Below are 18,781 nucleotides of genomic sequence, written 5' to 3' on the forward strand. Positions count from 1 at the left end.
CAGTGCTCGTTTATATCATCAGCCAAAAAGGCTAGTCAATTGAACTACTTGGCTGAGGAGGGGCGGAGACAGTATTGTCGCTGCCATCAGACTTCTTCTTACGCACAATTTTGCTTTTAATAAACGTATATGGGATATGTAAATCTAGCAGAATCAGGTATAAGCAAGGCACCAAAATTAGCGTAACCAATGTGGCATACAGAACGGCAAAACCCAATGCCGCAGCCATAGGAACAACAAACGCGGCCTGCAAGCTGGTCTCAAACATGATAGGCAATACCCCAACGAACGTGGTGATAGAGGTAAGGGTAATCGCTCTAAAACGGGCGGTACCTGCTTCTGTAACCGCTTCTCTTACGCTGTAGCCTTGCGCACGACGCTGATTCACGAAGTCCGTCATTACTAGCGAGTCATTGATTACAACCCCTGCTGCGGCAATCAGGCCGAAGTTAGACATCATAGACAGGTCTAAGCCCAGTACAAAGTGACCGAAAACTGCACCAGTAAAGCTAAAGGGTATCACCGACATGATAATGAGCGGTTGACCATAACTTTTTAACGGCACCGCTAATAATATATACACCATGATCATAGCAGCTAAGAAAAACAGTATCTGCTCATTTTGCTGCGCTTGCTGCTCTTCAATATCGCCGCCAAGCTCTGTCATTACCGATGGAAATAACTCTTTAAGCTGAGGAAGAAGTTTGTCCTTAATTTCTTCAACTATTTCATTAGGTTCAACTTTTTCTTCATCGATGTTGCCCCAAATATAAACGCTGCGGTATCCGCCCTCGCGACGAATATAGCTGATCCCAGGTTTTTCCTCTAACGCTACCACGTCGCCTAGCATAACCTCTTGTCCGCCTGGCGTAGTGATCAATGAGTACTTCAAGTCAGCGAAGCGCTCACGAGTTAATTCTGGATAGCGAACCATGACTCTCACTTCTTCGCCATTTCGAATAACGCGCTGTGCTTCACCGCCATAAAACCCAGCACCCACTTGTGATGCAATATTAGAAAGGGTGAGGCCTAAATCATAAGCAACAGGAAGTAGCGTCATCTGTACTTCTTTACTTGGGGGGTCGATAGTAGAACTTACGTCAAACAGTCCGTCTTGCTGTTGCAGCATTTCGATGAACTTCAGACCCGCCGCATTTAATGTGTCGATGTCTGGACCAAACAGCAAATAACCAAACTCTCCGTCATCGCCGTCACCGTTTACATCATCAACGACGGTAAAGGACTTCATGCCGCTAATTTCAGGAATAGCTTCGCGCCAGCGACGGGCAAGCTCGAAAGTATCGATGGGACGATCTTCTTCGTTTACCAGAGGGGCTAAAATTCGACCTTCGGTTCTATCTTCATTAAAGGCGAGTCTATCTCTGATCATACCTTGACCAAACTCATCAATAATTTGCTCTTCAACATCTAAAATAGTTTGCTCTACGATTTTCAGTGCATTGATGGTGGCTAAATCAGACACGTTCTCATTCATTTCTATTTTTACGCTAGGAAAATCATGAGGTACTTTGGGGTTTGGAACCATGCGAACGTAATTAGCAGCAATGAGTCCCATGCTTAGCATCAACATTGCGATAAACATCATCAATACTGCCCAGCGCCATTCAATGGCTTTGACAACGGTGCGCTTATAAGGGCCATTTACAAATGCAAAGAAACCTCGATTAAAGCGGGCTCGCCAACTATCATGCTTAACGGGCGAAAACTTCGTGTGGGCAAGGTGGGCGGGCAAAATGAGCTTTGATTCTATTAAGCTAAACGCCAGACAGAGAATAACAACTACGGCAATGTTATAGAAAAATGCGCCTTCTGGACCACTGCTTAACGTAAACGGAGCAAATACAGCGATTGTTGTTAAAACACCGAAGGTTGCGGGTGTTGCCACGCGTTTCGCGCCTCTTACAACATTGTCGATGCCACCACCTTTACTCTCAATTTCAGTATAGGCACTTTCCCCAATAACAATGGCGTCATCAACCACAATACCCAGTACCATGATGAAGGCAAACAGCGACAAAATATTAATACTTACGCCGAAGATAGGCATTAACATCATTGCGCCAAGAAAGCACACGGGTAGACCGACCATCACCCACACAGCCAATCTAAAGCGAAGGAATAGGGTAAGCATAAGCGCTACAAGAATAGAGCCTTGAACGAGGTTTGACAGCATCATGTCCAAGCGCGCGTTTAGGTAATAGGTCATATCCACTAAAACTTCTAAACTGACGCCCTGAGGGAGGGTTTCGTTTTTCTGTTCAATATAGGTCTTAACCGTTTCTGCAACGGGAATGGTGTTTTGGGTTTTTGTTGCTTTAACGGCGATGTAAATGGCGTTCATGCCGTTGTATTTAAAGTAGCGTTCACCCTCAACGAAGCCGTCGTTAATATAAGCAACATCACCTAGCGTGACCTTAGCGCCGCCTGCGCCAATCTTAATGGGAATTTGTTTAAATTCATCGCCGCTGTAATACTGGTTCTCAACTCGCACCGACACAATACCAGCATTGGTTCTAAGCTGACCTGCGGAAATATTGGCTGAATAACTATTAATAGCCTGAGTAATATCGCCAATTGTTAACCCATATTTTCTGAGCGTATCGGGTTTAATTTCAATGGCAATTTCATCATCGGGCGTATTGGCTTCAACTAAGGAAATGGAGCCTAGCTGCAACAGCTCATCTTCAACTTCTTTAGCCAGTACTTTCAGTTCAGCCAGCGGTAAATCACCTACAATAGGCATTTCGATAACTTGCTGTTGAAACTCAACTTGCGACACGTTCACAGGCTCCATTCCGGCTGGGAAGGTGGCAATGCTGTCCACGCGCAGTTTTACCTTGTCGAGTACATCGGTAAGTTCAGCTTTAGTATCAATTTCTAACGTGACCGCACCACCACCGCGAAATGCTCTTGATACGATGCGTTTAATTTCGGTGATATCCTTAACTGCTTCCTCAACCTTGATGAAAATACTTTCTTCAATTTCTTGAGGAGAGGCGCCAGGATAGTTTGCCTCAACGGTAATATAGTTGATTTCGATGTTGGGAAACATCTGGCGCTGGATAGTAAAGTAGCTAGCTATCCCCATCACAATGATGAAGAACATGAGTAAGTTGGCGGCGACGGAGTTTCTCGCGAACCAGGCTAAAATACCGCTTTGCGTGTTATTATGATTTTCCATGACAGCTCCTTAATTTGCGTTAGCCGTCACAAGTTCATTAGTCGTTTCGATCACCCTAACCGGCATTCCGTTTTGTGGATATTCGGGTAAACTCATCACTACTTTCTTCGCGTTAAAATCACCTTGAATAAGAAAGTCGCCGTTCTCTTCCCGAACAACCTTTACTTTGTGTGATTTAAGTCTGTCTTCATCATCAAGCGTCCAAATCAAGCGATTGGTGATAAGTTCTTGGGGTATGCGATATACATCACTAAGCGTCTTGCCTTCAAAAGCAATAGTGCTATATGAGCCAAACTTTATGATGGGTTTTGACGTGTTTATTGCGTATGGATCTTCTATGCGTGCAACGAAATAACTCATACGGGTTGTGTTGTCTACCACGCCCGTATCTCGGTGGATAGTGCCCTTAACAGTAGCGCCCTCGATATCGTCTACTTCGATAGCAATTTCGCTGCCTATAGTATTATCAGCTAAGAATACGCGGTCGAAGCCAGCTATTGGGAAAGTGACCTCGGCATACTCAATATTGTTTATAACCGCAACGGGGGTGCCTTGGGTCACGTAGTCGCCGGTACTGATATTTCTACTTACCACTAACGCATCGTAAGGGGCTTTAACCTTACAGTTTTCAAGGTCGCGCCTTGCTATTTTAAGTTGTGCTTCTGCGGATTTAAGCGCTGCCTTTGCGCTCATGACTTGAGGTTTGCGAAGGTAAAGGTCTGTAACCCGAGCATTGGGCATCGTTTTCGCTTCCTTTGCTGCTACATCGGCTTGCGCTTGCTCTTGAATGAGTTGAGCCTGCGCACTGGCTAAGTTAGCTTCGGCCATCAATAGGGCTGCTTCATAGGCATCGGCTTCTATTTCAAAAAGCGTTTCACCGCGTCTCACCAATCCGCCGCTAACGAACTTGGGGTTCCATCGCTGAACTTCACCCGATACTTGCGCTGCAAGATTAGTCGTTTCAAGAGGCATTATCTCGCCATAAGAGGTTAGCTGAATCCGTACATCCTCTGGCGATAAAGCTTCAATTGTTACAGTGGGGCGAGTGTCTACTTCTTCTGTTATCGCAGAGTCAGACGCTGAGGCCTCAATTCCTTTCATACCCATATAGCCAACCAGTAAAACACCAATAGGCAATGCAACCTTCATCCATTTCATAGCTAAATCTACTTTTAAAGCGAATACTTCATATAGTGTATCGCTAAAGTGTTTCAGGAATACAGCGCAAATGTAACTAAACGTGAGTCAATTTAGTGTAAAGATTAAAGGTCGTGCGTTAAAACGAAGTGCGTTGCTCCGAAAGGGGAGGGGAGTTGAGGGTAGAAATGGCACAAACTTGGTCTCTACCGTTATCTTTAGCGTGGTATAACGCTTTGTCAGCACATCGTATAGCGCAGGAAATATCGATATCCGGCGTCACTTCACTTACGCCAAAGCTGCTCGTTACGTGAAATTCACGACCGTTGATATTAAGCGGTGCTTGATTCAATGTTTCTCTTATTTGTTCAAGCGCCTCCACAGCACCCGCCTCATCAGTATCATTAAAGATAAACATAAACTCTTCACCGCCCCACCGCGCCAATATATCTTGCGTGCGTAGGCGTGTGGTAAACACTTTCGATATCTGTACCAGTACTTCGTCGCCTTGTTCGTGACCTAACGTATCGTTAATGCTTTTAAAGCGGTCAATATCGGCGATGGCAATTGAGAACTTGCTCTTATTACGCACAATTCTGGCGTATTCGCGCTCAAGACACTGCTGTGCACCGCGCCTGTTCAATAACTGAGTAAGATGGTCGTGTTTTGCCTGGCGCTCAAATTGTTCGCTTAAATACAGTGCAGTATCGTAACTTTTTTGGCGGCTATACTCGTAAAACGCAGATAAAAAGGAGACTGTCATAAACGAATAGAGCAGCCTTGTCTTAAACGCATAGGTATATTGGGTGACCAGTATAGCTTCATCGAATCCGAACATGACGATTGCGCTCACTACGGTAAACGCAATAAGTGAGAATAATCCGCGAATAAACCCAGCAAAAAACATGGTGACAGGTGGAACTAAATATATCCACAAAGGCCCTGTGTTATCTTTACCGCCCGTTATGAGTAGCAATAACGTGAGGACCATTAGGCAGAGGATTAATAAAGTTATGGAGGCCGTGCGCGCGCGTGGCGTTGCGACACGTACCTGCAATCGCTGAGATATGGCGAAGACAACGCTTGCGGTGAAAAGAGTTGTTGAAAGGGGATACTCTGCCGCGAAGAACGCTCGACACCCCAGAAGAAACGTAATAGACATCCCCACAGCTGAGAACAAGTTGACAACCATGATCCGTCTATTGGTTTCGTCTTTGTAGTGACGACTTACACCGCTAAATACATATTGCTTTAAAGCACTAAGCATAATTGTAAAATTCTAAAGGTTCCGTTCAAGGTGTTGAGCCAACTGGGTAACCGTGTTTCTCATGGCTTTAATACTTGATGAAAATCCATCGCTGTCTAATGACGCCTTAAATTTAAAGGGGTGAATAGAAGTGCCGTCCGTTGTGCTGCTGATCGTATATTGTCCTGACAACACAACCTCGCCCTCATAGGTACTAATAAAATCGCCGATATGCAACGATACGTGCGTTGACTCTTCCTTGGAATACTGGTCCCCGCGATTAAGTGAAATGTGTTTATCGGCCAGTGCGCTTGAGAGCACTTTCGTCAACCCTTCTTCGACAGGCTCAGCCCACAAATGACTAGTTGAAATGTGAAGATTAGTGTCACTTGTTTGATACACCAACCCCCTGTGCTTTAAATAGTCAGGAAGGGTTATTTTATCTAAAACAATGATTTGTTTGGCAGCGCTTTGCTTTAAAGGCATGCTATCGGTTGAATGAAGTAAGTAATAATTAAGTGAAGTCGGCGCCGACGTACATCCCTGTATTAACAGAAATGAAACTACTAATATACTGACTTGCGACGCTTTATTTCTTAAAAATGCCAAGCCCGTTATAAACTGCATTATCATTTGTTTTGAATCCTTCATCCTTGATGGGCGGATGTAATCGTAATAATTTACACTGTTCTTACAAACTTTCACATTAGACTATAGCGCAATCAAATATAGGCATGCTGTGAATGTTAGTAACTTTGAGTGTTTTTTAAACACTTTTCATGCCGGATAAGTTTTAAAAATTTCCAAACTTTATAAAACGAGCATCACTAATTTTTAGCTTTAGGCTGAATGTCTGCTTCGCTTTCCTGTGAAAAAATCAAGCTACTAGGCGATTGATTGAGTTTTAATAAAAGTGGCTGCATATTTCTCATTGTTTCTTGAAGTGCATCCACTGTCTCTTTAATCTCTGATTGATTGAAGCCACCTTCACTGTAGTTTTTGAGCAGTCCATCAAGGCTAACAAGAACTTGGTTGAGGTTACTGTTGAGTGCTTTGGCATCAATGTCAGCGATGAGAACATCGAAATCATCACTTGCGGTCTCTACAGACTCGGCAGCAAGGCGCATGTCTTCAACCGCAAGCTGCACATTTTCCACCATCTCTTTAAGTGGAAGCTGGTTTATTTTGTCGAGTATTGCGTCGGCTTTTTGCGTTAGCTGTGTGAATTCATTGCTCACAGTGGGGATAACTTCATAGCCGTTGATAACGTCAATTTTGCCACTGCTACCTGCATCTGGTACGTGCTGTAAATCCACATATAGGCCGCCGGTCAGGATATTACCCATACGCAATGAGGCCCTAAGATCTCTATTAAGCCAATTTCTAATGGTTTGCTTGATGGCGCTGAGCCCTTCTTCCGTATCGGGCTGTCGTGCTTTTCCAGGGTAAATATTGATAAGAACAGGTATTGGGTAGTCACGTTCAAGGATGTTCCCTTCAACTGCAGGGAAAGAATTTATTGCTGTGACGTTACCAATTTCAATGCCACGGTATTCAACGGGGGCGCCAACCGTTAAGCCCCGAACACTTTCGTCGATAAGCAACAAGTACTCTGCCGCCACTTTGTAGCGCGCGTCAGAGGCTGAGGCACTGTCTCCATAAATGGTAAAGAACGCGTTATCGAGTACTTGCTCACCTTTTGGTACGCCTTCTGGAATGCCGAAAGTGATGCCGTTGGCCAGAAGTGTTTCTAAACTGCCGGTTTCAACGCTAACACCGTTCGATTCAAGTAATAATTTAACGCCGCTGACGTCCCAAAAACGGGTCGTGTTGGTAATTAGCTTATGATATGGCGCTTCAATAAAGGCATCGTAATACACTACACGCTCTTCGATATTGAAAGTGGCGTCTTCAAATTCACCTACTTTGAAACCCTTATAGATAATAGGGTCGCCAGGCTTATAAGCGAACTCATCGTCGCTTTTTAGCATAACATGTAGACCGGGCGTCCCTGGTGGGGTAACAGGGGGGCGCTCAAGCGCTTTGAAGTTTAGTTGCTCTTTGCCCTTGTCGTTTGCCGACATGGCAATGTAACTGCCGGATAATAGAGTGTTGAGCCCTGATACCTCAGAAAAGCTGATACGCGGGGCAACAACCCAGAACTTTGCATGTTCGTTGAGTAGATGAGCCGCACTCGCATCAATTCTGGCTGTAACGAGCACACCATCTAAATCGGGCTTCAAGGTTATTTTTTTGACCTGACCAACGTCTAAATCTCTTACTTTAATTGGGGTCTTATTAATCTCAATACCGGCAGCAGAGTGAAGCTCAATCGTAATAAGCGGGCCCTGATTCTTCCACTGGTAATACACCATCCAGCCGCCAATAATGATCACCAAAATAGGAATAATCCAAATGCGAGAGACTGATGAAGTTGGTTTCACCCTCGCTTCGTTTATATTCGGATCGTTTGCGGTCATGATAATTGCTTCCACTGCTGCCAAATTAGCCGAGAATCGAACGTCATCGCGGCTATCATTGTTACAAATACTACGGCACAAAAGGCGAGAGCCGCTTGGCCTGGATAAATTGACATGGTGTTGCCCATTTGAATGAGGGATACCAGTACTGCCACAACAAAAACGTCTATCATCGACCAGCGACCTATAGCTTCGGTGATGCGGTAATAACGTATACGTAATTGTTTCGATGTGGTTTTCTCGCGCTGCACGGAAAAGTTAAGCCAGGCAAGAATAATAATCTTTGCCACAGGCACAATGACACTAGCAACGAGAATAATAATGGCTACGGGATACGAACCCGATTCCCAAAGTGAGATGACCCCACCGATAATTGTATTAGGTGTTTCCTCTCCAAAAAATTCAGTATACATAATTGGAAGTAGGTTGGCAGGGATATATAAAATGCAGGCGGTAAGCAATAGGGCCCACGTGCGCTGAATACTCGCTTTCGCCTGCGCTTCGCACAAGGGTTTGGGTTGTGGTGGCACACCTTGTGACAACCACATTGCATAGCGGGTGGCATCAAACTGAGATATACAGAGTGCAGTAAAAGCAGAAAAACCGATGAAGGCATAGAATGAAAGCCCAATGGACACGTCGGCAAGCTCAGTAATTTTGATAAGACTAACTAATGTACCAACTAGAAATATTTCAGCCATGCTCCAAGGCAATAGCGCTTTTACAAGCTGTAGCAACCTAGGTAAATAAAACGGCCGGCGATTTTGAATTTGAGCCAAAGATAGTAGAAGCATTCCAGCTAGCACCATACCCGGTAACAAAAGGGTGGCCAAGCTAGTGATAATAGCAAGCGATAGGTAATCGTTTTCAACGAGTATGGTAATGCCGGTCGGTAGGTCAATGCTGTGCTTTTGCCCGCTAGCTTTAAACGTTAGAAAATTAAACGGCAGTGATAACAGTAAAAAAATGAGAGCGCTGGTGGTGTAGGCTAACAACTTTTCGCTTGCGCCATTTCGATAAGATAATAGCGTATGATTGCATACTGGGCACACCGCCCGTTGCCTATGTGCCAGCAAAGGTATGTGCACTTGAGTATGGCATTGCTCACAAACTATAGATAATGTATTAGATTCAGCCATAAGGTTTTTGCAAACTGCTTCAGTATGCTAACAAGCAGTCTATAGATATAACCTGTTGATTTTTGGAATCAACAGAATAACGCATTGCGAGCATGTCGGGAAGTAAAGCCAGTCGTGTTTAGAAGTATAACAATAACAATTGACGATTAAATGATGGAAATGAAAAGCGAAATTCGTAGTGTGTTTGAAAAAGTAAACAAACAAGGAAACCGTTTGTTTCTGAAAAGGCGTATAGGCTTTTTACGCTTTTGGCTAAGCATCACTTTTGCCCAACGTTGTTACTTTTTAGCAACCAGCATGCTCCTGTTACAGCTGTTTTTTAGTATCGAAAGTAGGCTGTTCGAAGCGGTTATGTTTGGTTTTGCACTTGCAGGTATTGTTAGCGAGACGTGGCCAAGGTTCATGGTGCTTTGGAACAGCCTACCTGGAAAAGCGGTGATCTTGTTTATTTATGCCATTATCGCTAATTTTGCGCTCGCTTCTGCTAGCGGACTGGTCAATAGCATAACCGGTGTTTCTGCAAGCGCGTTACCCTACAGCCATAATTTTGCGCTTATACTTATGGTGCCAAGCTGGTTTTTTGTGACGACATTAATGGCATTAGTTGGCGGAATGCTCGTCATTTTTATTTATTTGTTTTTCTTATTACTGCTAAAACCTTTTGGTGTACTTAGGCTATGGCACAAACCCGGCTATCGTTTTGTTTTATCTACCGCCGTAGCGCGCTTTGTTTGGACGCTAGGCGTGGCACTGCAACTTGGCGTTGTAGCAGGGCAGGTGGGATTACTCTCTGAATTCAATAGTGAAAGCGCCAACCCTCTCATTACCGTTGAGGATACGACTAAACAGCAGCTTGAAAGTAATGAAACACAGTTAATAGAAGAACAGGCAGAAGAGGTTTCTGAATTAGAAAAAGACTTAACGACACTGTTAAATGATGCAAAAGAAAAAAGTATTAACTACCAAAAAACACAGCGCCAAGCGTTAGCCAGCTTCATCTATGAATTTGAGGCAGATTCTCGTTCTCGCTGTGCTCATCCGGAAGGGACTCGGGTAATTGAACTCAACGACTATGAGATTTTGCAAATAGCGAAACTTTCTGAAACTGAAGACGGCTACGTCTATTCGGTAGAGCCATGCCGATCAGCCGCCATAGGGGTAAGCGTTACTCCGTGACATAGAGCATTTCATCGCGAAGCTGTTTAGCATAAAAAAGCCTGCTTACAATTGCATGTCAGCAGGCTTTTAGATTGACCTAGAAGCTAGCGTTACCCGGTGTACGTGGGAATGGGATCACGTCACGTACGTTTTGCATGCCGGTGACATAGGCTACAAGGCGCTCGAAACCGAGACCGAAACCTGAGTGAGGTACAGTGCCGTAGCGGCGAAGGTCGCGATACCATCCGTAGTCTTCTTTCGAGAGGCCCATTTCGTCAAGACGCGCATCGAAAACGTCTAAACGCTCTTCACGCTGCGAACCACCGATGATCTCACCGATACCAGGCGCCAGTACGTCCATTGCTGCAACTGTCTTGCCGTCGTCGTTAATGCGCATATAGAACGCTTTAATGTCTTTCGGATAGTTTTGCATAATAATCGGCGCACCAACATGCTCTTCAGCAAGGTAACGCTCATGCTCAGAAGACAAGTCAATGCCCCACTCAACAGGGAATTCGAATTCTTTTCCGCAGTTTTGCAGTATTTCGATGGCGTCAGTGTAGTCCATGCGAACGAAGTCAGAGCTTACTAGTTTCTCTAAACGCTCAATGGCATCTTTCTTAATTCGCTGAGCAAAGAATGCCATGTCATCAGGCAGCTCTTCAAGTACGGCTTTACACACATATTTCAGCATGTCTTCAGCTAACTGCGCGACGTCTTTGAGTTCAGCAAACGCCACTTCAGGTTCAATCATCCAAAACTCTGCAAGGTGACGAGAGGTGTTTGAATTCTCCGCTCGGAACGTAGGACCGAAGGTATAGACCTTTGACATAGCAGTACAGTAGGTTTCAACGTTAAGCTGACCTGATACCGTTAGGTAGGTTTCTTTACCGAAGAAATCTTCTGAGTAATCGACGTTGCCTTTGTCGTCGCGAGGAAGGTTCATCATATCAAGTGTTGATACGCGGAACATTTCACCAGCACCTTCTGTATCGCTAGCTGTCAAAATTGGCGTGGAGATCCAAAAATAACCTCGTTCGTGGAAGAAGCGGTGAATTGCCTGAGACAAGCAGTTACGGACGCGGGTTACCGCACCGATAACGTTAGTGCGGGGACGCAGGTGAGCATATTCGCGAAGATATTCAATGCTGTGGCGTTTTGCGGCCATGGGATAGGTGTCAGGGTTTTCAACCAAACCGACAATTTCTACCTCTGTAGCTTCAATCTCTAATGCTTGCCCTTGACCTTGCGACTCTTTCACTGTTCCGGTTACCGACAATGAACAACCAGCAGTAAGTCGCTGGATATCGGCATAATTTGACAGAGAATTTAGCGCAATAACTTGTACAGGATCAAAGCAACTACCGTCGTGTAGTGCAATAAAAGATAACCCCGCTTTAGAGTCGCGGCGTGTTCTTACCCAACCCTTTACGGTTACCGATTCGCCAACGGCGTACTTACCTTTAAGTACGTCAACTACGGGCGCATGCGTCATGTTAATTTCTCCGTCTTACTGATTTTATGCAGTTTCTTGTTATTGAGTAATGCCCAACAACCAAGTGCATCTAATCATTTACCGTTAAAAGATTAGATACATATTAATTTGTGTTTTAGTCAATGTTTTGGATTGTGATGCCGATAAATACTTACAATCTGTAACGCTGTTAATCTGTTCAAAAACGTTGGCGAATTTGGAACATTCTTTAGCGATGCAAAATACTCTCGCGAAAAACCTGACGAAAGTTGAATAGCTTACCGATCGCAACATGCTTTTTATCGACCGTAATTTGCTAAGGTGATATAAAAATAAGCAATGAATTACAATCCAATAGCACGCTAGTATACCCAACATAAAGCGGGATGCCAGAGAACAGAGTGACAAATGGGAAATAAAAATGATTCAAGCACGTCAGTGCCCCAGCAAGCACAAGAGACGAGCGACTCTCAACGTGATATTAATCGTTCTGATCATGCGGAAAATGAGAGAAGTAAAATGACTTACGAACAACTGGCTGAACGTCGTTCTACGCCTCGTTCTCAAACGCCATTTTATAAGGTCATGCTAGCGCTGAATATAGTTGGTTGGGTTGGCATGGTTGTTGTTCTGGTGCTGTTTCATTATGCCCGACCAGATTTTATTAGTGGCGTACAGCAATACTGGGGCATAGAAGGTGATACAACCTGGTCTGAAAGTCACCTTTCTGCAATGACCATCATGCTTCAAGTATGTTTGTTCGTTACCCTGGTAAGCATCATTATGCGTGCAAGAAGAAACCGTCGTCGCTCGGATAGTTTTGGGATTAATCTTTTCATCTTGCTTGCCATTGCTGGTATCAGCTTAATTACGCTTGCTACAACGTTAGGCCTTTAACGTTCAAAATACATTAAAGCCGTCTGGCAATATAAACAAAAGCGGCTTGACCCAAGAGAGTCAAGCCGCCATCTTCAGCTAAACCATTGCTAATCGCTTGAACAGCCCTAAAAATTAAATAAACGCAGCCTGTATAAGCCAGTATGTATAGGCTGCATAAGCCAGCACAAATGCGCCACCTTCTAGGCGGTTTAAGCGTCCTTGGCGTTTAATGCCGATACAGAAAATAAACAGAGCAATGGAAGAAGCAAACATTACCATGGCGTCGCGATACAAGAAATCTGATGCTACCGCCATGGGCTGAATTGTCCCGGCAATACCAACCACCGCTAATGTATTAAACATGTTCGAGCCAATCACGTTACCTATGGCAAGGTCGTGTTCACCCTTTTTAACCGCCATTAATGATGAAGCCAATTCAGGTAATGAGGTGCCGATAGCAATAATAGTAAGACCTATTATCGTATCGCTTACACCGAAGAAAGTTGCTACCTCTACCGCGCCCCAAACCAGCATACGAGAGCTTGCAACCAGCAAGAGTAGTCCCGCGATTAACCACATTACGTGCGTCTTAACCGTGCCTTCGTTACTATTGATTTCTTCATCATATTCATCAGCCAAGGCGTCTTTGTCGCCCTTCATGCCGTGATAAATACTCCATGAAATCAGTAAGATGAATAACCCTAGCAATGAAAACGCATCGTCTTTAGAAACGTTTAGATCCCATATTTGCCATACTGCAAAAAATGTAATGCCTAATAATACAGGCAGCTCTTTTTTGATGATCTCAGATTTTACTGCAATAGGGCTGATGAGCGCGGTCAAGCCTAGGATCAGTAGAATGTTAGCTGTGTTAGAGCCATAGGCGTTACCCAACGCAATGCCAGAGTTTCCCTGAATGGCGGCAAAAATTGAAACAATGATTTCAGGGGCAGATGTGCCAAACCCAATAATCAGCATGCCAATAAGAAGAGGCGATAAACCAAAATGGTTAGCGACAGATGCTGCTCCACCTACGAACTTCCCTGCGCTCCAAAGTAAAACCGGTAACCCGATTAAAATAGCCAAGCTGGCTAATAGCATATGTACTCCTTAAACCATTTGTGTCTTTTTGCCCACCTCTATGTATAGGCAAAATTAATAAATAAAAGCTGTTTCGATAGATTTATTAGCACATAAGTTTTTGTTGTCTTAACGATGAAAAAAAGCCGTGCTAATTCTGCTTTGAAAAAAATAAGTTGAGCGTAAACTCAGCGCCACTTTCACTGTGTTTGTTATTTAAGCAAGCACTAAGCTAATTGTAACCAACCACACATTTTTTAGAAGCGATATACATGCACAATACCTTGATTGTTACTGATGATGTTACTCCTTTTCGTAACACCGCTTTAACCGTGCTTACTTTTCAGGATTACCTTGCTGAATTCCCTAAACTGAACGAGCCCAAGACGCGGGTCATTAACATCTGCGATACCACACGCTATTTGAGTGAGGGCTACTATTGTTCATTGTTGGCCCAGGCACGTAATCACTCTGTATTGCCTTCAGTAAACACCATAAATGATTTACGTATGGCGGAAGAGAAAAGTATCGATCGCATTGTTTTTTCGTTGTCGGTACCGCAAGACAATACTGAATTAACTGATGAACCTATATTAGTACTTTTTGGCGAAGTGAAAGATCAGCGTTTTAAGCGTTTGGCACGCCAGGCGTTTGAAAAATATCCGTATCCCGCTTTGTTCTTAAGTCCAACGGTTACTGATACCAAAATGTCGCCCAAGAACAGTGGGAAGGTTCAAATAGAAGGCTTTGCCAGTGTCCAGGCGAAAGCGTTTAAAGATTTAGATGCCAAGCAACAGGCTCGTTTTATTGAGCAGCTCGAAGCACATACAAAAATTCAATGGAAAGCAGGTAAAACCAGCAAGAGAACGCGCTGGGACATGGCGATTTTGGTTAATCCGGAAGAAAGCACGCCGCCCAGTGATGAACGTGCTATTAAAAATTTCGTGAAAGCGGCTGAAAAAGTGGGGTTTCGGGCTGATGTAGTAAGTCGCCTGTCGCAAGAAGAGCTTGGACACTATGACGCCCTGTTTATTCGTGAAACGACAGCAATTGACCATCATACCTATCGTTTAGCGCGAGCCGCTGAAAGAGAAGGAATTGTGGTGATGGACGACACGCAGTCAATTCTGCGCTGTTGTAACAAGGTGTACTTGCAGGATGCATTTGCCTATCAAAAAGTACCAGCGCCGAAAGCGACCTTCGTATCAAGCGCCACGGATGAAGTGTGCGATAAATTAATAGCTGACTTTGGATTACCGCTGGTATTAAAACTGCCGGAAAGCTCGTTTTCCCGTGGTGTACACAAAGCTGAAAATAAAGATGCGTTGAAAGTGCGCTTAGAACAAATGTTGGCAGAGTCTGCGCTGGTTTTAGTTCAGGAATATATTTTCACTGAGTTCGACTGGCGAATTGGTGTGCTAGGTGGCAAACCTATTTACGCTTGCCAGTATTTTATGGTGCGCAACCACTGGCAAATCTATAACCACCAGGGCGATCGATTCTCTTCGGGTGGATTTGCCACAATGCCTACGTTTGAAGTACCTAAGCCAGTACTTCAAGCTGCTATCAAAGCCGCCAAAGCGGTAGGCGATGGTCTTTACGGCGTAGATATAAAACAGACCGGCAACGCCGTTTATGTGATTGAAGTGAACGACAATCCAAGTATCGATTCGGGTGTAGAAGATAAATATTTAGGCAAAGAATTGTACGAGTTAATTATGCAGGAGTTTGCCGACAGGTTGGAGCAAAGAGGGCGATGATTACATCGGCTGAAGCTGTGAGTAAAGAGGGCAGTGTGCATACTATGAATAGCGAAAATCCGGTGATGGAAAACTTGCCTGATAATACGTCGAACGCTGAAGGGGAAATGTCACCCGTCTCTTGTGCGAAGCCTAGGGTTTCGCTACGCGTTGCCACGTTGCAAGATCTTGCGGCTCTTCAGCACATTGAGAAAACCTGTTTTACTACAGACAGGCTCAGTAAAAGCCGATTTAAGTTTTATATAGAGGCGCCGCATGCCGAGCTTATTATTGCCGAACGTGAATCGCCTACTTCGCTAAGCGACTTTGAAGAAAATAAGGGCGGGAAAAGTGGTCAAACGACTGACAATACACTTGAAAGCGTGCATACAGGCGATAGTGATGAGCAAAGTATAGTCGGTTACGGTTTGCTTTTGCTTCGTCGTGGTACACAGCTTACCCGACTGTATTCTATTGCAATACTTCCTGAAGCGAGAGGCTTGGGAATCGCTGAAAAGTTAATAAACAGCTTGGGGGAGCGGGCGCTTTTGCGGGGAAAGCGATTTATGCGCCTTGAAGTGGCAGTTGGTAACGCTGGTGCCATTGCGCTTTATAAAAAGCTAGGGTTCAGTCAATTTGGTATGTATACCGATTATTACGACGATCATACAGACGCATTACGCATGCAAAAGGTATTGGTCCCAAGTAAATCGGTTAAACCTGGGGTTTATCCTTGGTATCAGCAAACTACAGATTTTACCTGTGGCCCATCAGCACTAATGATGGCAATGTGCGCGCTAGACAATAACTTTGAAATGACTCAGGAAAAAGAACTTTCTCTGTGGCGCACCGCAACAACTATTTTCATGATGTCGGGACACGGAGGATGCCATCCAGTTGGCTTAGCGTTAGCGGCAGTAAACGAAGGCTACACGGCAGATGTGGTTATCAACCAAAATGTGCCGCTTTTTGTCGATGGCGTACGTGACTCCAACAAAAAAGCGATTGTCGAAAACGTCGAGGCACAATTTATGACAGACGCTTCTGCCAGAGGGATCTCTGTCGAAATTTCAGACTGGCGCGTCGATATCATTGACCAAACTTTAAAATCTGGTGGTGCTGTTTTGTGCCTTATTAGCACATATGCTTTCGATAAAAAGAAAGTGCCCCATTGGGTAGCAGTTACGAGCTGTGACGCTCACTGCTACTACCTTCATGATCCTGACGCAAGCGAAGGTCAACCCGTTGAGTATCAGCACATTCCGGTTGCTCGCGATGATTTTTTAAGACTTGCCAGTTATGGCACGCGTAAAGTAAGAACATTGGTCCTCCTTAAATTGAATAAATAAAACCTAGTACAAAAGTTAGGTTTTAGCTAAGGTCTTAAGATAACAAAGGCGTCAAGAGACCTTAGTGGTGAACTTGTGTAACATTAACCTTGTTGTTTAGCGTTTTTAGCTTAGAAACAAGTTGAGAAAGCTCTTTCACTGAACCTGCATAGTCTATGTGCTTGTTCATTTCCTGACCTTTCACTGCACTTCTATAAAGCGCCTCACTTTCAAAACACGCAGTTTGTGCGTCCAAGGCACGCCATTCCGCTTTTAAATCACTTGGAATGCAATGACGCTTAGCTGTAATTTTGTCTTTAATTTGCAACACTTTTCCGATCAATAATTGAGCATCTGTTGGCATAATTACTTCTCCTTTTTCCATTTTTTAAGCAAGTTACTGATATATAAATGAAGTTTTAGTTCGTTGCTTTAAATAAACCAACCGTTCAAATCTTCACTTCTTGCTCTTATGTAGAAGTTTGCATTATTGATGCCATGTTCAATAAAAACTCAGGCAGCTTGATTTGCCTTGTCGTAACAGGAAGGTATTTGAAAGCGGAGCGTTAGAGAGTAGTAGTTGGAAAATGCTGACTGCGTGCCAATTCTAGTTTTGTAATGGCAATCGTTACGTCGCCATGAACCATGAATTCATCAATGATAGGCATGACTTCTTTGGCAAAGGCTTCATTGGCGTCTCTATCAAAGAATTGCGAGAAACCTTCCGCCGTTGACAGCTCAAGATAGGCTTCTTTGGTAAGCGGTGAGGTCTGTTGCTGTGAAGATTTATTTGGAGATATGACGCCAAGCTTTTTGTTTAGCTTGGTTTGAACCTCGTGACTTGCAGCAAAGGCTAAAAACTTTTTGGCTAAAGATAAGTTTTTCGCTTGTTTGGGGATAACAAGTACGTCAATGGGAGCCTCTTCGTATTTACCAACTCCTTCACTAATTTGAGGGAAGGGGAAAAAGCCGATTTTAGGTAGCATGTCCTTTCGTATATCCTGAATAACATAATTACCTATTAACGACATACCAACTAAGCCTCTTGATAACAGCGGTAAGCTTTCTCGCCAATGAAAATCTTGATGCTCTGCAATAAAATATTTTCTCGCTTTTAACGCTTGCAAAACGTTGAGGGTATCCCTAACGCGTTCATCATTAAAGGGAATTTTCCCTTGCGTTAACGCGTGATGAAAATCGAGCCCGTTTAATCGGAGGTTAAGATAGTCGAACCAAGCAGTGGCGGGCCAGTTGCTTTTCGTTCCAATAAAAATAGGTGAAACGCCGTCGGCTTTGATGATTTCACATAGGGCGATAAATTCTTGCCACGTCTTTGGTTCACTTAACGATAAGCGCTCAAATATTTCTTTTGAATAATAAAAACCAATTTGATAATACGAGATGGGAACAGCGTAATAGCGGCCATTATAGCTAAGGTTTTGTCTGACGTTTCCGTCGAACGCATTATCAAGTTCGTTTTCCAGCCACAAATCGTCTATGGGATGAATAAACTCTTTTTCGACGAAATTAAAAAGCCTCTGCCCAGCATGCCAATACAGCACATCAAAACGTTTATCTTTGGCCAACATAGTGGGAAACGCAAGTTTATAATCTTCACTACTTAGCGCGGTAAACTGCACTTTGCTGTTAGGATGGAGGGTTTCAAAATCGCGCGCTAGTGTGTAAAAGGCTTCTCTTTGTGCGCTTGTTGATACCGAGACACCAACGTTTAGCTGTTGTGCAAAGCTTGGTGTGATCATTACACTTTGTGTGATCATTGCAATCGAAACGATCATTGCAAAACAGAAAAGCAAATTATAAAAACGGCGTCTCAGCATTATTTTTCTACTATTCCCTTAACAGTATTGAGCCTTGATTAATTTATACATGCAGCAACCAAGACCATACAACAACTATAG

14 protein-coding genes are annotated in these 18,781 nt (G+C 43.9%); 4 read left to right on the forward strand and 10 right to left on the reverse strand.

Annotation, left to right across the window (positions count from 1 at the left end; all coding sequences use genetic code 11):
* Positions 1-31 precede the first annotated feature (31 nt).
* The 6 genes from C6Y39_RS14345 to C6Y39_RS14370 form a co-directional block, all read right to left on the reverse strand.
* Positions 32-3,202 carry an efflux RND transporter permease subunit gene (locus C6Y39_RS14345; RefSeq protein ID WP_105931920.1) on the reverse strand — a complete coding sequence of 1,057 codons (3,171 nt, stop codon included), beginning with the start codon at positions 3,200-3,202 and terminating at the stop codon, positions 32-34.
* A 9-nt stretch (positions 3,203-3,211) separates the two neighbouring features.
* The gene (locus tag C6Y39_RS14350; protein ID WP_105931921.1) at positions 3,212-4,360 is read right to left on the reverse strand and encodes an efflux RND transporter periplasmic adaptor subunit; all 1,149 of its coding nucleotides are present in this window, start codon (positions 4,358-4,360) and stop codon (positions 3,212-3,214) included.
* A gap of 118 nt (positions 4,361-4,478) precedes the next feature.
* The gene (locus C6Y39_RS14355; protein ID WP_105931922.1) at positions 4,479-5,606 is read right to left on the reverse strand and encodes a GGDEF domain-containing protein; all 1,128 of its coding nucleotides are present in this window, start codon (positions 5,604-5,606) and stop codon (positions 4,479-4,481) included.
* 12 nt (positions 5,607-5,618) lie between these two features.
* Positions 5,619-6,218 carry a PqiC family protein gene (locus C6Y39_RS14360; RefSeq protein ID WP_105931923.1) on the reverse strand — a complete coding sequence of 200 codons (600 nt, stop codon included), beginning with the start codon at positions 6,216-6,218 and terminating at the stop codon, positions 5,619-5,621.
* Positions 6,219-6,412: 194 nt separating this feature from the next.
* A complete protein-coding gene (gene pqiB / locus C6Y39_RS14365) occupies positions 6,413-8,065 on the reverse strand; it encodes an intermembrane transport protein PqiB (protein WP_105931924.1) in 1,653 nt (550 codons plus the stop codon).
* Positions 8,062-9,204, reverse strand: a complete 1,143-nt coding sequence (locus tag C6Y39_RS14370; protein WP_146128609.1) for a paraquat-inducible protein A — start codon at positions 9,202-9,204, stop codon at positions 8,062-8,064. The genes pqiB and C6Y39_RS14370 overlap by 4 nt, the downstream gene beginning before the upstream one ends.
* 150 nt (positions 9,205-9,354) lie before the next feature.
* Between C6Y39_RS14370 and C6Y39_RS14375 the strand changes: the two genes are divergently transcribed.
* Positions 9,355-10,380 carry a phage scaffolding protein gene (locus C6Y39_RS14375; RefSeq protein ID WP_240618907.1) on the forward strand — a complete coding sequence of 342 codons (1,026 nt, stop codon included), beginning with the start codon at positions 9,355-9,357 and terminating at the stop codon, positions 10,378-10,380.
* A 79-nt stretch (positions 10,381-10,459) separates the two neighbouring features.
* Here C6Y39_RS14375 and asnS read toward each other — a convergent pair whose 3' ends face one another.
* Positions 10,460-11,857 carry an asparagine--tRNA ligase gene (gene asnS / locus C6Y39_RS14380; protein ID WP_105931927.1) on the reverse strand — a complete coding sequence of 466 codons (1,398 nt, stop codon included), beginning with the start codon at positions 11,855-11,857 and terminating at the stop codon, positions 10,460-10,462.
* Between the two features lie 387 nt (positions 11,858-12,244).
* On the opposite strand from asnS, the gene C6Y39_RS14385 reads away from it, so the two are divergent.
* Positions 12,245-12,733 carry a hypothetical protein gene (locus tag C6Y39_RS14385; RefSeq protein ID WP_105931928.1) on the forward strand — a complete coding sequence of 163 codons (489 nt, stop codon included), beginning with the start codon at positions 12,245-12,247 and terminating at the stop codon, positions 12,731-12,733.
* Between the two features lie 114 nt (positions 12,734-12,847).
* Here the strand turns inward: C6Y39_RS14385 and C6Y39_RS14390 are convergent, their stop codons facing one another.
* Positions 12,848-13,816 (reverse strand): calcium/sodium antiporter, encoded by a 969-nt coding sequence (locus tag C6Y39_RS14390; RefSeq protein ID WP_105931929.1) that lies wholly within the window; start codon positions 13,814-13,816, stop codon positions 12,848-12,850.
* Between the two features lie 251 nt (positions 13,817-14,067).
* On the opposite strand from C6Y39_RS14390, the gene C6Y39_RS14395 reads away from it, so the two are divergent.
* Positions 14,068-15,555: a RimK family protein gene (locus C6Y39_RS14395; protein ID WP_105931930.1), complete on the forward strand. Its 1,488-nt coding sequence runs from the start codon at positions 14,068-14,070 to the stop codon at positions 15,553-15,555.
* Positions 15,556-15,662: 107 nt separating this feature from the next.
* Positions 15,663-16,883, forward strand: a complete 1,221-nt coding sequence (locus C6Y39_RS14400) for a GNAT family N-acetyltransferase/peptidase C39 family protein (RefSeq protein WP_338065016.1) — start codon at positions 15,663-15,665, stop codon at positions 16,881-16,883.
* Between the two features lie 61 nt (positions 16,884-16,944).
* On the opposite strand, the gene C6Y39_RS14405 is transcribed toward C6Y39_RS14400, so the two are convergent.
* Together C6Y39_RS14405 and C6Y39_RS14410 are read right to left on the reverse strand one after the other, a co-directional pair.
* Positions 16,945-17,226: a hypothetical protein gene (locus tag C6Y39_RS14405; RefSeq protein ID WP_105932053.1), complete on the reverse strand. Its 282-nt coding sequence runs from the start codon at positions 17,224-17,226 to the stop codon at positions 16,945-16,947.
* 202 nt (positions 17,227-17,428) lie between these two features.
* The gene (locus C6Y39_RS14410) at positions 17,429-18,640 is read right to left on the reverse strand and encodes an ABC transporter substrate-binding protein (RefSeq protein ID WP_167390665.1); all 1,212 of its coding nucleotides are present in this window, start codon (positions 18,638-18,640) and stop codon (positions 17,429-17,431) included.
* Positions 18,641-18,781: the final 141 nt, after the last annotated feature.

Origin of the sequence: Alteromonas gracilis (genome assembly GCF_002993325.1) — a bacterium.
Taxonomy (GTDB): Bacteria; Pseudomonadota; Gammaproteobacteria; order Enterobacterales; family Alteromonadaceae; genus Alteromonas; species Alteromonas gracilis.

What these genes read in the sequence shown, in the direction of transcription:
- C6Y39_RS14375 (WP_240618907.1), top strand. Translation starts at nt 9,355, where the DNA reads ATGATGGAAATGAAAAGCGAAATTCGTAGTGTGTTTGAAAAAGTAAAC.
- asnS (WP_105931927.1), bottom strand. Translation starts at nt 11,857, where the DNA reads ATGACGCATGCGCCCGTAGTTGACGTACTTAAAGGTAAGTACGCCGTT.
- C6Y39_RS14350 (WP_105931921.1), bottom strand. Translation starts at nt 4,360, where the DNA reads ATGAAATGGATGAAGGTTGCATTGCCTATTGGTGTTTTACTGGTTGGC.
- C6Y39_RS14390 (WP_105931929.1), bottom strand. Translation starts at nt 13,816, where the DNA reads ATGCTATTAGCCAGCTTGGCTATTTTAATCGGGTTACCGGTTTTACTT.
- C6Y39_RS14385 (WP_105931928.1), top strand. Translation starts at nt 12,245, where the DNA reads ATGGGAAATAAAAATGATTCAAGCACGTCAGTGCCCCAGCAAGCACAA.
- C6Y39_RS14395 (WP_105931930.1), top strand. Translation starts at nt 14,068, where the DNA reads ATGCACAATACCTTGATTGTTACTGATGATGTTACTCCTTTTCGTAAC.
- C6Y39_RS14370 (WP_146128609.1), bottom strand. Translation starts at nt 9,204, where the DNA reads ATGGCTGAATCTAATACATTATCTATAGTTTGTGAGCAATGCCATACT.
- C6Y39_RS14400 (WP_338065016.1), top strand. Translation starts at nt 15,663, where the DNA reads ATGTCACCCGTCTCTTGTGCGAAGCCTAGGGTTTCGCTACGCGTTGCC.
- C6Y39_RS14355 (WP_105931922.1), bottom strand. Translation starts at nt 5,606, where the DNA reads ATGCTTAGTGCTTTAAAGCAATATGTATTTAGCGGTGTAAGTCGTCAC.
- C6Y39_RS14345 (WP_105931920.1), bottom strand. Translation starts at nt 3,202, where the DNA reads ATGGAAAATCATAATAACACGCAAAGCGGTATTTTAGCCTGGTTCGCG.
- pqiB (WP_105931924.1), bottom strand. Translation starts at nt 8,065, where the DNA reads ATGACCGCAAACGATCCGAATATAAACGAAGCGAGGGTGAAACCAACT.
- C6Y39_RS14360 (WP_105931923.1), bottom strand. Translation starts at nt 6,218, where the DNA reads ATGATAATGCAGTTTATAACGGGCTTGGCATTTTTAAGAAATAAAGCG.
- C6Y39_RS14410 (WP_167390665.1), bottom strand. Translation starts at nt 18,640, where the DNA reads ATGATCACACAAAGTGTAATGATCACACCAAGCTTTGCACAACAGCTA.
- C6Y39_RS14405 (WP_105932053.1), bottom strand. Translation starts at nt 17,226, where the DNA reads ATGCCAACAGATGCTCAATTATTGATCGGAAAAGTGTTGCAAATTAAA.